Source organism: Mesorhizobium sp. WSM1293, from assembly GCF_000513875.1.
Taxonomy (GTDB): Bacteria; Pseudomonadota; Alphaproteobacteria; order Rhizobiales; family Rhizobiaceae; genus Mesorhizobium; species Mesorhizobium ciceri.
This window is the reverse complement of sequence record NZ_KI911320.1, coordinates 205,768-219,322: the sequence shown is the minus strand read 5'-3', so window position 1 is coordinate 219,322 and position 13,555 is coordinate 205,768. Positions and strand designations below refer to the sequence as shown.

14 protein-coding genes are annotated in these 13,555 nt (G+C 62.9%); 6 read left to right on the top strand and 8 right to left on the bottom strand.

Features of this window, described 5'->3' with window-relative positions:
* The first annotated feature begins 106 nt into the window (after positions 1-106).
* From M729_RS0133700 to M729_RS0133690, 3 genes are read left to right on the top strand one after another with little or no spacing between them, the layout of a single operon-like run.
* The gene (locus M729_RS0133700; RefSeq protein ID WP_013528212.1) at positions 107-691 is read left to right on the top strand and encodes a TRAP transporter small permease subunit; all 585 of its coding nucleotides are present in this window, start codon (positions 107-109) and stop codon (positions 689-691) included.
* On the top strand, positions 688-2,472 hold the full coding sequence (locus tag M729_RS0133695; RefSeq protein WP_174299056.1) for a TRAP transporter large permease subunit: 1,785 nt from the start codon (positions 688-690) through the stop codon (positions 2,470-2,472). The genes M729_RS0133700 and M729_RS0133695 overlap by 4 nt, the downstream gene beginning before the upstream one ends.
* 18 nt (positions 2,473-2,490) lie before the next feature.
* Positions 2,491-3,519 carry a zinc-dependent alcohol dehydrogenase family protein gene (locus tag M729_RS0133690; RefSeq protein WP_027164202.1) on the top strand — a complete coding sequence of 343 codons (1,029 nt, stop codon included), beginning with the start codon at positions 2,491-2,493 and terminating at the stop codon, positions 3,517-3,519.
* An 86-nt stretch (positions 3,520-3,605) separates the two neighbouring features.
* Here M729_RS0133690 and M729_RS0133685 read toward each other — a convergent pair whose 3' ends face one another.
* On the bottom strand, positions 3,606-4,715 hold the full coding sequence (locus tag M729_RS0133685) for a TRAP transporter substrate-binding protein (RefSeq protein WP_013528215.1): 1,110 nt from the start codon (positions 4,713-4,715) through the stop codon (positions 3,606-3,608).
* Positions 4,716-4,978: 263 nt separating this feature from the next.
* On the opposite strand from M729_RS0133685, the gene M729_RS0133680 reads away from it, so the two are divergent.
* Positions 4,979-5,752, top strand: coding sequence for a gamma-glutamyl-gamma-aminobutyrate hydrolase family protein (locus tag M729_RS0133680; RefSeq protein ID WP_027164201.1), 774 nt, complete (start codon positions 4,979-4,981; stop codon positions 5,750-5,752).
* Here the strand turns inward: M729_RS0133680 and M729_RS0133675 are convergent, their stop codons facing one another.
* The 5 genes from M729_RS0133675 to M729_RS0133655 all read right to left on the bottom strand — a co-directional run bounded on the left by M729_RS0133675 (position 5,753) and on the right by M729_RS0133655 (position 9,810).
* Positions 5,753-6,157 (bottom strand): hypothetical protein, encoded by a 405-nt coding sequence (locus M729_RS0133675; protein WP_024501916.1) that lies wholly within the window; start codon positions 6,155-6,157, stop codon positions 5,753-5,755.
* 82 nt (positions 6,158-6,239) lie between these two features.
* Positions 6,240-7,223, bottom strand: coding sequence for a 2-hydroxyacid dehydrogenase (locus M729_RS0133670; RefSeq protein ID WP_027164200.1), 984 nt, complete (start codon positions 7,221-7,223; stop codon positions 6,240-6,242).
* Complete coding sequence (locus M729_RS0133665; RefSeq protein ID WP_081714208.1) at positions 7,220-8,242, bottom strand: LacI family DNA-binding transcriptional regulator; 1,023 nt, start codon at positions 8,240-8,242, stop codon at positions 7,220-7,222. The genes M729_RS0133670 and M729_RS0133665 overlap by 4 nt, the downstream gene beginning before the upstream one ends.
* Before the next feature lie 77 nt (positions 8,243-8,319).
* Positions 8,320-9,204: a DMT family transporter gene (locus tag M729_RS0133660; protein ID WP_032809875.1), complete on the bottom strand. Its 885-nt coding sequence runs from the start codon at positions 9,202-9,204 to the stop codon at positions 8,320-8,322.
* 198 nt (positions 9,205-9,402) lie between these two features.
* Positions 9,403-9,810: a DUF2000 family protein gene (locus M729_RS0133655; RefSeq protein WP_027164198.1), complete on the bottom strand. Its 408-nt coding sequence runs from the start codon at positions 9,808-9,810 to the stop codon at positions 9,403-9,405.
* Positions 9,811-9,859: 49 nt separating this feature from the next.
* Here M729_RS0133655 and M729_RS0133650 point away from each other — a divergent pair, with 49 nt between their 5' ends.
* Positions 9,860-10,729: an AraC family transcriptional regulator gene (locus M729_RS0133650; RefSeq protein ID WP_027164197.1), complete on the top strand. Its 870-nt coding sequence runs from the start codon at positions 9,860-9,862 to the stop codon at positions 10,727-10,729.
* A gap of 24 nt (positions 10,730-10,753) precedes the next feature.
* On the opposite strand, the gene M729_RS01000000136395 is transcribed toward M729_RS0133650, so the two are convergent.
* Together M729_RS01000000136395 and M729_RS0133640 are read right to left on the bottom strand one after the other, a co-directional pair.
* Entirely contained in the window at positions 10,754-11,224 is a 471-nt protein-coding gene (locus tag M729_RS01000000136395; RefSeq protein WP_013528223.1) for a MarR family winged helix-turn-helix transcriptional regulator, read from the bottom strand.
* 221 nt (positions 11,225-11,445) lie between these two features.
* Positions 11,446-12,192, bottom strand: a complete 747-nt coding sequence (locus M729_RS0133640; protein WP_027164196.1) for an intradiol ring-cleavage dioxygenase — start codon at positions 12,190-12,192, stop codon at positions 11,446-11,448.
* A gap of 199 nt (positions 12,193-12,391) precedes the next feature.
* Here M729_RS0133640 and M729_RS0133635 point away from each other — a divergent pair, with 199 nt between their 5' ends.
* On the top strand, positions 12,392-13,447 hold the full coding sequence (locus M729_RS0133635) for a GTP-binding protein (RefSeq protein ID WP_027164195.1): 1,056 nt from the start codon (positions 12,392-12,394) through the stop codon (positions 13,445-13,447).
* Positions 13,448-13,555: the final 108 nt, after the last annotated feature.

Sequence of the window (13,555 nt, the reverse complement as noted above, 5' to 3'; positions counted from 1 at the left end):
CTATCCTTGTTGACCCGTCAGTCCACGCGCGGCATACCGTTGGACCACGTGGCGTGACGGACAAAAAGGGGGAAGCCGGCACGCCTCCGGTACAAGGGAGGAATGCATGGCAGGGCTTCTCGCTCTATCCAGGACTATTGATCGCGCCAACGAGTTCATCGGCAAATGGATATCGTGGCTGATCCTGCTGGCGATCCTGGTGAGCGCCGCCAACGCCATTATCCGCAAGGTGTTCGACATATCCTCGAACGCTTGGCTCGAGCTGCAATGGTATCTGTTCGGCGCCGCCTTCATGCTGGCCGCCGCCTATACGCTGAAGCAGAACGAACATATCCGCATCGACGTCGTCTACGGCCTGTTTCCACGCCGCGTGCAGCACTGGATCGACCTTTTCGGGCATGTCTTTTTTCTGATGCCGTTCGTGACGCTGATGGTGATCTATTTCGTTCCTTATGTGTCGCTGTCGTTTCGCAGCGGCGAGATGTCCAACAATTCCGGCGGCCTGATCATCTGGCCCGCCAAGGCCATCCTGCTCGTCGGGTTTTTCCTGCTGGCGCTGCAGGGCATCTCCGAGATCATCAAGAAGATCGCCATCATGCGCGGAGACATGGACGACCCCAATCCCTTCATATCGGTGCATGAGCAGGCCGAACTCGAAGCCAAGGCGCTGGCCGACGAGGTGCGTTCGTGATGGAGTTCATCGCGCAGAACATGGCGCCGATCATGTTCGCTTCGCTGATCATCTTCCTGCTGATCGGCTACCCCGTCGCTTTTTCCTTGGCCGCCAACGGCTTGATGTTCTTCTTCATCGGCGTGCTGCTGTCTCCCTATTCCGGAGGATCGATCAACCTCGCCTGGCCGCTCCTGCACGCATTGCCGGATAATTTCTACGGCAGCCGGGTGATGTCGAACGACACGCTGCTGGCCATCCCGTTCTTCACCTTCATGGGCATCGTGCTCGAGCGGTCGGGCATGGCCGAAGACCTGCTCGACACGATCGGCCAGCTGTTCGGGCCAATTCGCGGCGGCCTCGCCTACGCCGTGATCTTCGTCGGCGCGCTTTTGGCGGCGACCACCGGCGTGGTGGCGGCTTCCGTCATCGCCATGGGCCTGATCTCGCTGCCGATCATGCTGCGCTATGGCTATGACCGCCGGCTCGCATCCGGTGTCATTGCCGCCTCCGGCACGCTTGCCCAGATCATCCCGCCGTCGCTGGTGCTGATCGTGCTTGCCGACCAGCTCGGCCGCTCGGTCGGCGATATGTACGCGGGCGCGTTGATCCCGGGCCTCGTGCTCACCGGCCTCTATATGTCCTATATCCTGATCATGTCGATCATCCGGCCGAACTCGATGCCGGCGCTGCCGCTCGAGGCCCGTACACTTGGCCATGGCGTGATGTCGCTGCTGGTGGCTTTGCTGGTCACATCGGCGGTTTCCTACGCGGCGTATCGTTATCTGGCGCCGGCGCATGGCGACAATGCCGACATTCTTGGCGCGACTGCCGGGGTGCTGTTCATCTACATCGTCGCCATTGCCGACAAGCGCCTGAACTTCAACATGATGTCCAGGCTCGCGCAGCAGGTGATCATCGTGCTGATCCCGCCACTGGCGCTGATCTTCCTGGTGCTGGGCACCATCTTCCTGGGCATCGCCACGCCGACCGAAGGCGGCGCCATGGGCTCGGTCGGCGCCTTGTTCATGGCGGCGGCCAAGGGGCGCTTGTCGCTTGACGTCGTTAAGCAGGCACTGGCCTCGACGACAAGGCTGTCGTCCTTCGTGCTGTTCATCCTGATCGGCGCACGGGTGTTCTCGCTGACCTTCTACGGCGTCAACGGCCACATCTGGGTCGAGCACCTTTTGACGTCGCTGCCGGGCGGCGAGGTCGGCTTCCTGATCGGCGTCAACATGCTCGTCTTCTTCCTCGCCTTCTTCCTCGACTTCTTCGAACTGGCGTTCATCATCGTACCGCTGCTGGCGCCCGCCGCCGACAAGCTCGGCATCGACCTGATCTGGTTCGGCGTGCTCCTGGGCGTCAACATGCAGACCAGCTTCATGCACCCGCCCTTCGGCTTCGCGCTGTTCTACCTGCGTTCGGTGGCCGCGCGCGTGCCCTATCTCGATCGTCTCACCGGCAAACAAATCGCGCCGGTGACCACCGGCCAGATCTATTGGGGCGCGGTGCCCTTTGTCTGCATCCAGGTGATCATGATCGGGCTGACCATCGCCTTCCCGCAAATGGTGATGCACTACAAGGGAACGACCGTCGATCCGGGCACCATCGACTACAAGGTACCGGAGGTGCCCGGCCTGTCGCCGCTGGGCACGCCGCCGGCGGATGGAGCGGCGCCCGCTGGTGGCGCCACGGCGCCGGCCGCCCCTGACCTTTCGCAACCGCCCAGTTTCGGCGATCCGACACCGGCAAAGCCGGCAGCGCCGCAGCCCGACCTGTCGCAACCGCCAAGCTTCAACTGAACCGGCATGGTCAAGACCATGAAAGCGGTGCGGCTGGAAGCAGTGGGCGACATCACGCTGCGCGACGTCGACATGCCTGACATCGGTGCGGATGAGCTACTGGTGCGCATCGAAGCCTGCGGCGTCTGCGGCACGGACCGGCATCTGTTTCACGGTGAATTTCCTTGCACGCCACCGGTGACGCCCGGCCATGAGTTTTCCGGCATCGTCGAGGCGATCGGAAAATCGGTCTCGGGTTTTGCCATCGGCGATCGTGTTACCGGCGACCCCAACATAGCCTGTGGGCGCTGCGCGCACTGTCACGCGGGACAAGTCAATCTCTGCACCAATCTGTGCGCGGTCGGCATTCATCGCGACGGCGGCTTTGCCGACTATCTTGCCTTGCCGCAGAAACAGGCTTTCGTCCTGCCTGTAGGCCTGAACCCCCTGCACGGTGCCTTCTGCGAGCCGCTCGGCTGTTGCCTGCATGGCGTCGACCTGGCCGGTATCAAACCGGGCAGCTCGGTGGTCGTGCTTGGCGGCGGCGTGATCGGCCTGCTCACCGTGCAGCTGGCAAGACTGGCGGGAGCCACGACCATCATCCTGTCGACCAGGCAGGCTTCGCGGCGCGCCCTCGCCGAGGACCTCGGCGCGACAGCGACGATCGATCCGACAGCCACCGATGTCATCGATGCGATCGCCGGACCGGCTGGTCTGGCGCCAGGTGGCGTCGACGTCGTCTTCGAATGCGCCGGCGTGCGAGAGACCGTCGAGCAGTCCATGCGCCTGGCCCGAGCCGGCGGCACGGTCGTCATTGTCGGCGTGACGCCGCAAGGCATGAAAGCGGAATTCGAGCCGTTCGACCTGTTGTTCCGGGAACTGAAGGTGCTCGGTTCCTTCCTCAATCCCTACACCCATCGCCGCGCCGCCGAACTCATCGCTTCCGGTGCGGTCGAGATCGACAGGCTGATCTCCAGGCAGGTGTCGCTTGAAGAAGCGCCAGCGGTGATCGCCAATCCGCCGGCGCCCGGCGAGGTCAAGGTTCTGGTGGTGCCGCGCCGCGGCTGAACCGCCGGCTTCGCCTCCCGGCATATACAGAAAAGCTCCCTGAGCGGGGGGCCGCCCAGAGAGCTTTTGAGCAGAAGTCCGGCCGGCTACAGCTTGCCGTTGCGCTGCTGGACCATCATGAAGGTGTCGTAATTGTATTCGGCCACCTGTGCCCAGAGATAATGCTCCTTGCGGAAGCCCTTGATCGATTCCCAGATCTTCTTGAACGGGGCGTTGGAAGCTTCCATTTCGGTATAGACCTCGTTGGCCTTTTCGAAGCAGGCGGCCATGATCTCCTGGCTGAACGGGCGCAGTTTCGCGCCGCCGGCCACCAGCCGCTTCACCGCCGCAGGGTTCAGATAATCGTATTTCTGCAGCATGTTGGCGTCGGCCGCCTGCGCGGCAGTGTGCAGCAGCGACTTGTACGTTGGCGAAAGCTCTTCGTACTTCGCCTTGTTGAACATCAGGTGGACGGTCGGGCCGCCCTCCCACCAGCCGGGATAGTAATAATAGGGCGCCACCTTGTAGAAGCCGAGCTTCTCGTCGTCATAGGGACCGACCCATTCGGCCGCGTCGATGGTGCCTTTTTCCAACGCCGGATAGATGTCGCCACCGGCGATCTGCTGCGGCACGACGCCGAGTTTCTGCACCACCTTGCCGGCAAAACCGCCGATTCGCATCTTGAGGCCGGAAAGGTCGGCCACCGTGTTGATTTCCTTTCGGAACCAGCCACCCATCTGCACGCCGGTGTTGCCGCCCGGCAGGCCGAAAAGGCCCTGCGTGGCGAGAAACTCGTTGAACAGGTCGATGCCGCCGCCATGGTAATGCCAGGCATTCATGCCGCGTGCGTTGAGCGAAAAGGGAACCGCCGCACCGAGCGCCCATGTCGGGTCCTTGCCCCAGTAATAATATGCCACCGTATGGCAGGCCTCGACCGTGCCGGCCGTGGTGGCGTCGGCGGCCTGCAGGCCAGGCACCAGCTCACCGGCAGCAAAAACCTGGATCTGGAAATTGCCGTCGGTGGCTTCCGACAGCATCTTCGAGAACACCTCGGCGCCGCCATAGATGGTGTCGAGCGACTTCGGGAAGGACGACGCCAGCCGCCATGTCACCTTGGGATTGGACTGGGCGATTGCAGGCGCCGCCAGCGTGGCCGCCGCCGCCGCGGCACCGACGCCGGTGACACCGGCCTTGCGAATGAATGAACGACGATCCATGAAGTTCCTCCCTTTTGGATCAACAGGCCGACGTCAGAAAATCCTCGGTTTCCGTGTCGGTTCGTTCGAGACAATACACAGGCAAGAAGTCGAGTCCAGCAGGCCGGCCCGATTTGACGGCGAAGCCCGGCTGCACTGCAACTATAGTCTAACAGGCCGTTTCGTGGCCCATGCGACACGCCGAAACTTGGCATGGAAAAATAACGTGGGATCGCCTATTTTGAAGGCAGGTATCCCTTGCCCCGATGGAACATAGAGCCAAAATGCATCAGCCGCTCGTCGCCATATCGACCGACGTCCGTCAGTTCGACAACTACACCTGGCACGCCGCCCCACAACAATATCTGGAAGCGGCGATCGCCGGCGCCGGCGTGTTCCCGGTGCTGGTGCCATCGTTCGGCGACCGGCTCGATTTCGACGAACTCCTGTCATCGGTCGACGGCGTCATGGTCACCGGCTCAAAATCCAATGTGCATCCCTCGCTTTATGGCGGCGACGCCAGTGAAGCCAATGGCCCCTATGATCCGGCGCGCGACGCCACGACGCTGCCGCTGATCCGCCGGGCGATCGAACGCGGCGTGCCGCTGCTCGCCATCTGCCGCGGCATCCAGGAACTGAACGTGGCGTTGGGCGGCACGCTCGGCACCGAGATCCAGGAGCGCGAGGGTTCGCTCGATCACCGCGCGCCGGTGAGCGAGAAGCAGGACGAACGCTTCGCCATCCACCAGACCATTTCGATCAAACCTGACAGTTGCCTGGCCGGTGTGTTCGGTGCCGGCGACATCAAGGTCAATTCGTTGCACCGCCAGGCGATCGACCGGCTCGGCTCGAAGCTGCAGGTCGAGGCCGTCGCCACCGACGGTACGGTCGAGGCGGTTTCGGTGCGGGACGCCCGCGCCTTCGCCGTCGGCGTGCAATGGCACCCGGAATACTGGGTCAAGTCGGACAGCAATTCGGTGAAAATATTCCGTGCCTTCGGCGATGCGGTTCGGCTGCACGCCGCAGCGAAGGCGGGCGCGCGGGCCGCAGCGGAATAATCAGTCGCCGGATTTTTTATCACGGGTGGCCGCCAGCGACAGCAGCGGCAGCGCCGGGGCATAGGATTCGTAGCCGTCGCCATCGGCAGCCGCGAAGGTGACGATTGGATCGGTGCCATTGGCGCTGAAGGCAACGGTGCCATCGTTTTGCTCGCGCCAGAACTTCGCCTGTTCTATGCCCGGCAAGAGCCGACGGCATTTGGGAGCAACGGTGAGCAACGACAAACCGTCCGAAATTTCGGCCCCGCGGCTGACTGCACAGACCGCTTCATCGCCATTGGCGACCAGCCTGTAGCTGTTGGACGGGGCGGCCTCGTTGGCTACGCTTTCCCGGCTGCCGCCATGAAACAGCTGAATGCCACCAAACAGCGCTGCGGCAGCGATCAATGCGGAAAGTGCTTTCATCATTCTTCATCCACGTACACGGACAGGTTGAACAATGATTCCAAAGGGTTAAGCTGACGTTAATAAATGTGGCAGCCACCGATCAGTTTCTAGCCTTCACATGCGCCGTCTCGGGCACCGGCGTCAGCGGCTGGCGCTCGGTGAACCAGGACACCAGATTGTCGACGCACAGATCCGCCATGGCGCGGCGTGTATGGTCCGAGGCCGAGCCGACATGCGGCAGCAGCGAGGTGTTGGGCGCGTCGAGCAGCGCCTTGGGCACGTTCGGTTCGTCGGCAAAGACATCGAGGCCGGCAGCGGCGATGGTGCCGTTGGCAAGGGCTGCCGCAAGCGCTGCCTCATCGACCGTGCTGCCACGGCCGATGTTGACGAAGACGCCGTTGGCGCCAAGCGCCGACAGTATCTCGGCATTGACCGCCTTCTCCGTCGAGGCGCCGCCCGGCGCGACCGAAATCAACGTATCCACGGCTTCGGCAAGCCCTTTCAGGGTCGCATGATAGTGGTAGGAAAGACCTTCGACACGGCGCCGGTTGTGGTAGGCGACCGGCAAGCCAAAGGCCTCCAGACGCCGGGCAATGGCCTGCCCGATGCGGCCCATGCCGAAAATACCCACACTGCGCCCGCGCAAGGTCAGCCGGCTCAGCGGATAGTTGCCCTTGCGCACCCAGCTGCCGTCGCGCAGCCAGGTCTCGGCGCGCGGCAGGTCGCGGATGGTGTTGATCAACAGCCCGATCGTGGTGTCGGCGACCTCCTCGGTCAACACGTCGGGCGTGTTGGTGACCATGATGTTTTTCGCCGCCGCATGACCGACATCGACCGAATCATAGCCGACGCCGAAGGAAGCGATGAGTTCGAGGTTGGGCAATGCATCCATCATCGCCGCGTTGATGCCGGCGAACGAAGCGATGCCGCGCACATCACTGCGCATCTCGTCGGTGACGAGCGCCGGATCGGCGCGTTCAATTCTGACACGCCTGAACGTGCGGTTGATGCGGTCGACCGCGTGGTCGTTGAAATCGCCCGGCACCAGGATGGCGACGGTCTGCAACTGTTCGGCCTTGGTCATGCACGCTCCACCGGCTTGCCGGTCGACTGACGCACATGCAGTTCCGGCTTGATCAATTCCTGCGAGGGTCGCACCGTCTGCCCGTTGAGCTTGTCGAGCAGCGCGCTGGCGGCGCGGCGGCCAACCTCGCGCTGGCCGTTCCAGACGGTGGTCAGCGCCGGCGTCGCGATCGCCGCCTCTTCGAGGTCGTCATAGCCGGTGACCGAGATGTCGACGCCCGGCACCAGGCCGGCGCGGGCAATGCCGTTCATCAGGCCGATGGCGACGAGGTCGTTCCAGCAGCAGGCTGCCGTCGGCCTGTCCTTCAGCGCCAGGAACTGTCCGGCGGCCTCGAAGCCGGCCTGCTTGGTGCGCGGCCCGGCGATGCGCCAGGACGGCCTGACTTCCAGCCCGGCCGCCTCCATCGCGTTGATATAGCCTTGGTAGCGGTCACGGCCGGTCGAGGTCTGGTCGGTGCCGCCGATCATGGCGATGCGCTTGTGGCCGAGCGAGATCAGGTGGTTGGTGGCGAGGCCTGTTCCATAAGAGTCGTCGCCGCGAAAGACCGGCACGTCGGCACCCTCGACGGTGCGCGCGATCAGCACAGCCGGCAGGCCGTTCTCCTCGGCCATCACGATGTCGGAAGCCGGCGTGCCTATCGCCGGCGACATGATGACGCCGTCGGCGCCGAGTTGCAAAAGCGTATCGATGAAAGTGCGCTGCTTTTCGAGCTGATCATAGTGGTTGGACAGGATGAAGGTTTGCCGGCTGCGGTCGAGCTCGCTTTCGATCGAGCGCAGGATCTCGGCGAAGAACGGGTTCATGATGTCGTGCACGACGACGCCGACAATGCCGGAACGCGAGGTGCGCAGGCTGGCGGCGCGTCGGTTGTAGATATAGCCGATGGCGCGGGCATGTTCCTTGATGCGGTCACGGGTGGTCCCGGCAACAAGAGGGCTGTCGCGCAGCGCCAGCGAGACCGTGGCCGTGGACACGCCGAGCGCATCCGCGATCGTCGAAAGCTTGATTTTTTGTGCCAGCGACGTGTGCTCCCCGGACCTGACTTTCCAGACCTAAACTGTTTAAAGGCGGCGTTATGCCACCGATCGGGGGCAAATCAAAGTTTTTTTGCCAACGCCTCGGCCTCGACGTCCGAGGCCGCGCGGCTCCGCAGCCGAAGCCTATGCTCGCGATGGACGATGTAGAGGCCGCTGGCGACGATGATGGCGGCGCCGACCAGCGTCCAGCGGTCGGGAAACTGCTTGAAGACGATCCATCCGGAAATGATCATCCACACCATCTGCGAATAGGGATAGGGCGCCAAAGCCGTGGTCGTCGCCAGCCGGTAGGCCTGGACGAGCAGCCAGTGACCGACGCCGCCGAACACGCCGAGCATCAGCAGCACGAACCAGTGCCAGCCGTCATGCGGCAGGGAAAACGAAAACGGCAGCAGGGGCAACAGCAGCAGCGCCGGCGCCAGCGCCGAAAACAGGATGAGGCTCTCCGATGTCTCGGTCGCCGACATGCGGCGCGTCATGATGACGTAGAAGCAGTTCGACAGCATCGAGCCGAGCGCGAAGAGATGTCCGATGCCGAACACGCCGACGCCCGGTCGGGTGATGATGAGGACGCCGGCAAAGGCCGCCAGGATGGCCAGCCAGCGCCGCCAGCCCGCCCACTCGCCAAGCAGCGGACCGGCCAGCGCCGTGATCACCATCGGCCCAAAGAAATAGATCGAGGTTGTCTCGGCCAGTTGCAGGGATTTGAGCGCCAGGACATTGAATATGGTCGATCCGAACAGGAAAGCCCCGCGCAGGATATGCGCAGGCAGGTTGACCGGGCGAAACCGCATGGGTTGGCGCCAGCCGCGCAACAGGGTGCCGACCAGGATGACATGCACGGCAAAGCGCACCCAGGCAACGACCAGCACGGAAACGCCGGCAAGGACGAGGTATTTGCTTGATGTGTCGAGGAAGGTGAAGCAGACGTAAGTGGAAAGCATGCACAGGATCGCCACCGGGGGCGTCGCGCTTTCTACATGTCTTTGGGGAGCACTCACTTGCAGGCCGGGTGGGAGCTGGGCTGGACCCACCTTTGCGGGAATTGCCGGCTCCCGGCAAGCCAATTGTCGGCTGTCGCCACGCCAAAGCCGGCTGGCACAACAAGTGTCGGCGGCAGGCTTAGTCGATGCCTTTGAAAGCTACGGGTGCATACGGGCGCCCTTGGTGATCTTGTCGACCAGCTTCTTGTCGGCGCGAAGCGCGATCCCGACCGCCTTGGCGTCTTCAGGCGCAAATTCGGCGAAGACGGCGCGGTTGGCCGCGTCAAAGCCGGTCGAAAACATCTCCTCGACATAGAGCGAGGTGGTCACGCCGCGCTCCAGCGTGCGCCGGTGGATGGCGCCCAACGTTGCCTGGTCGGCGGACAAAACGATGACCGGCTGGATCGACAGCGGGTTGTAGAGATTGCCGGCGCGGTCGCGATAGGGTTCGCCGATGATGTCGGGAAACTGGGCGACGATGCCGCTGGTCAGGAAGGCGGTGACGTTGAGTTTCTGCCAGACCGGCAGATCTTCCCTGAGCACGATTGCAAATTTCGTATCGAACATGAGACATTGGCCATTCGGTTTGTGCCCCAATGCGAGGCTTACGGAGACGATGTCGCACGATCTAGACAGCCAGGCCTTCGAGGGTCTTGGACGTTTGTGCATCGATGCGGCGGAAAACCGTATTATCTCCGCCCCCGATCCCGCAGGCATGGAGCGGATCGAGGCACGCTTCCATGGCAGCGCGTTCGACCTGCATCGCCACGACACCTATGCGATCGGGGTAACGCTGCACGGTGTGCAGACGTTTCGCTATCTTGGTGCTGCGCGTCACAGCCTTCCAGGCCAGATCATCGTGCTACACCCCGACGAACTGCATGACGGCGGCGCCGGCACCGAGGACGGCCTGCGCTACCGAATGCTCTATTTGGAGCCGTCGCTGATGCTCGACTGCCTCGGCGGCGCTTCGCTGCCTTTTGTGAGGGATGGCGTGGTGACGGACGCCGCCTTTTGCGCAACGCTGCTTTCGGCGCTGGGGCCGCTGGAGCAGGAACTCGACGACCTGTTCGTCGACGACTTCCTGGTCCAACTGATGCAAAGCCTGACCCGGCATGGCGGCCAGCCGGCAAAGCCGATGACCCGGACGGCGTGGCGGGCGGCTGCACTGGCGCGCGACTATCTCACGGAAAACCTGACCCGGCCGGTGCGCTCCGGCGAACTGGAAGCGATAACCGGGCTCGACCGCTATGCCTTGTCACGGCATTTCCGCGCGGCGTTCTCGACCAGTCCGCATCGCTTCCTGGTGATGCGCCGGCTTCAGCGTGCGCGGCGAATGATCGCCGCCGGCGAACCGTTGGCGCAGATCGCGGTCGAAGCCGGCTTCAGCGACCAGAGCCATTTCATCAGGCAGTTCAAGAAGGCGTTCGGCATGACACCGGGACGCTGGTCGTCGCTGATCCAGGGCTCTGCCGCGGCGGCTTGATCGCCTGCCGCGACAATCCGCCGGTCAGTCGTCCGACTCGGCGTCGTCGTCGATGAGCACCAATTCCTCGTTCGAGAGGTTGGCCTCGATGCGGGCAAGCAGTTTGAACAGCGACTTCTGGTCCTTCTTGTCGAGGCCCTTCAGCGCCTGCTTTTCGGTCTTCTTCACCGATTTCTCGATGGCGTGGATGATGTCGCGGCCTGTATCGGTGAGGAAGATGTGGGCCTGGCGGGCATCGGCTTCAGAAGCGCGCTTCTCCAGGAAACCCTGGGCCTGCAGCCGGTTGATGGTCTTGGTGATCGTCGGCGGGCGCACGCCGAGACGTCCGGCAAGATTGCCCGGCGTCTGGCCGTCCTCACGGTCGAGCGCCAGCATGATCTGGTCCTGGCCGGCATAGAAGCCGTGCGCCAGAAGCCGGGCAGCCAGCGCCGTCCTTGCCAGCCTTGCCGCGGAATGCAGCCGGCTCATTGTCGCAGTCTTGTCCGCCTTGGCCATGGTCTTCCCTCTTCGGCCGTACCGGTGCGGGCAGCATAGAGGCAGCCGGCCGGTTGGCAATCGACGATCAAAAAGATTCCGGTGCTTCAAACAGCTTTGCCGGCAAGCATTGTGGTGTCCGCCGTGGCTAATGCCAGATGTTTATTTCAGTTAGATGACAAACGAATTCCCAGCCGGAGTTTTCGTCGCGAGCAGGGTGGTGGTGGTGGAGTGACCGCCGCTCAGCCGGGCTTCACCGCCACGATCATCAGCGCCTGATAGGCATCGTTCAACTCGCGCAGCGCAGCCTGCGATTGCGGTCCTGCCCGCCTGGCGATGCCGTCATCGGCGTTTGAAGTGTCGCGCTTGCCGGGCCGGTCATTGTAGGGCGCGACAGAGGTGAATATCTGCTCGCTGAGGCTGTCGGGGAAGAACAACTGGCCGGTCATCACCGACCTGTCGTCAGGGAAGACCTTGAAATGGATATGGGTGGTGCGGCCGCGATACCAGCCGGGATAGATCGTGGCGAAGGAAACGATGCCGCTTGCATCGGTTTTCTGGCAACCACGCAGGAAGGTCTGGCCCGACGTGTCGACGTCGCGGCCGTCACCCTGTCCGGGATAGCCGGAATAGGCGCCCTGCGCGTCGCAATGCCAGATATCGACGCGGGCGCCGGCAAGTGGGCGGCAGTCCACGTCGACAACCTGCAGCCGGACGTCAAGGGCAATACCTTTCTTGCCTTCGGTGACATCGGCACGTTCGAGTTTCGGGTCGAAATAGAACGGTCCCTCGGTCACTTCAGGCGTAATGGTGCAGACACCGGCGCCGTTTTCGAACAAGGCCAGTCCGGCATAGGGTGAAGCCTGGGCAGCCGAAGATTGAGCGGCCATTGCCGAGGCCGGCAGGAAGGCACCACCTCCGGCGGTGACCGCGATCAACCCGAGCGCCTGGCGCCGGCTCAATGAGAAGGAGGATGGCTTGCCGGACATATCTTGCCTCTCAAATTGACCTTCCGCATCCCGAGCTAGGCAATCACAGCGGCTTTCGCCAGTCAAAATCCGGTATTGTAGCAAGCCGGTTTGGCCCATCGGTTTGCCCCGTGCAAAAGCCCGGCACACATCCTATATGGAACCGACAATCCCTTTTGAGGGCCGGATCTTTCGCGGCCCAGCACTTTCGAGGCAAGCCATGAGCGACGCACAGACGCAAATCCCCGTAACCGTTCTCACCGGCTATCTCGGCGCCGGCAAGACGACGCTGCTCAACCGCATCCTGTCGGAAAACCACGGCAAGCGCTACGCCGTCATCGTCAACGAGTTCGGTGAAATCGGCATCGACAACGATCTGATCGTGGAATCCGACGAGGAAATCTACGAGATGAACAATGGTTGTGTCTGCTGCACGGTGCGCGGCGACCTGATCCGTGTCGTCGAGGGCCTGATGCGCCGCCCCGGCCGCTTCGACGCCATCGTCGTCGAGACCACCGGGCTCGCCGATCCGGTGCCGGTGGCGCAGACCTTCTTCATGGACGACGATGTGCGCTCCACGACCAGGCTTGACGCGGTGGTGGCGCTGGTCGACGCCAAGCACCTGCCGTTGCGGCTCAAGGATTCCAGGGAAGCCGAAGACCAGATCGCCTTCGCCGACGTCGTCGTGCTCAACAAGACCGACCTCGTCACGTCAGAAGAACTCGCCAAGGTCGAGGCAACGATCCGCGCCATCAATCCGGCGGCAAAGATCCATCGTACCACCCGCGCCGGCGTCGACCTGACCGAAGTACTCGACCGCGGCGCTTTCGATCTGTCCCGGGCACTGGAAAACGATCCGCACTTCCTCGAGGCGCATGACGATCACGATCATCATGACCACTACGGCCACGATCACCACCACCATGATCATGACGGGCACGACCACCACCATCACGCGCATGCTTCGGACATTCATGACGTGACGGTGCAATCGGTGTCGCTGCGCGGCGGCGAGATGGATCCGAAGAAATTCTTCCCCTGGATCGAGAAGATCACCCAGATGGAAGGCCCCAACATCCTGCGGCTGAAAGGCATCATCGCGCTCAAGGGCGACGACGAGCGCTATGTCATCCAGGGCGTGCACATGATCATCGAAGGCGACCACCAGCGCGCCTGGAAAGACGGCGAAAAGCACGAGAGCCGGCTGGTGTTCATCGGCAGGGAACTCGACGCCGAGCGGCTGAAGAAGAGTTTTGACGCCTGCCAGGCGGCTTGATTTCCAAGCCTTATAACGCTAGCGCTGCCCCTTCTGTCCTTCTCCCCTTGTGGGAGAAGGTGGCCGTGCGAAGCTCGGTCGGATGAGGGGTGCTCCAGCTGGGCACCG

Bases quoted from the DNA above. Each gene is read 5' to 3' on its own strand.
- M729_RS01000000136395 (WP_013528223.1), bottom strand. From the start codon at position 11,224: ATGGCCAAGGCGGACAAGACTGCGACAATGAGCCGGCTGCATTCCGCG.
- M729_RS0133650 (WP_027164197.1), top strand. From the start codon at position 9,860: ATGTCGCACGATCTAGACAGCCAGGCCTTCGAGGGTCTTGGACGTTTG.
- M729_RS0133675 (WP_024501916.1), bottom strand. From the start codon at position 6,157: ATGAAAGCACTTTCCGCATTGATCGCTGCCGCAGCGCTGTTTGGTGGC.
- M729_RS0133690 (WP_027164202.1), top strand. From the start codon at position 2,491: ATGAAAGCGGTGCGGCTGGAAGCAGTGGGCGACATCACGCTGCGCGAC.
- M729_RS0133655 (WP_027164198.1), bottom strand. From the start codon at position 9,810: ATGTTCGATACGAAATTTGCAATCGTGCTCAGGGAAGATCTGCCGGTC.
- M729_RS0133700 (WP_013528212.1), top strand. From the start codon at position 107: ATGGCAGGGCTTCTCGCTCTATCCAGGACTATTGATCGCGCCAACGAG.
- M729_RS0133660 (WP_032809875.1), bottom strand. From the start codon at position 9,204: ATGCTTTCCACTTACGTCTGCTTCACCTTCCTCGACACATCAAGCAAA.
- M729_RS0133635 (WP_027164195.1), top strand. From the start codon at position 12,392: ATGAGCGACGCACAGACGCAAATCCCCGTAACCGTTCTCACCGGCTAT.
- M729_RS0133670 (WP_027164200.1), bottom strand. From the start codon at position 7,223: ATGACCAAGGCCGAACAGTTGCAGACCGTCGCCATCCTGGTGCCGGGC.
- M729_RS0133680 (WP_027164201.1), top strand. From the start codon at position 4,979: ATGCATCAGCCGCTCGTCGCCATATCGACCGACGTCCGTCAGTTCGAC.
- M729_RS0133685 (WP_013528215.1), bottom strand. From the start codon at position 4,715: ATGGATCGTCGTTCATTCATTCGCAAGGCCGGTGTCACCGGCGTCGGT.
- M729_RS0133640 (WP_027164196.1), bottom strand. From the start codon at position 12,192: ATGTCCGGCAAGCCATCCTCCTTCTCATTGAGCCGGCGCCAGGCGCTC.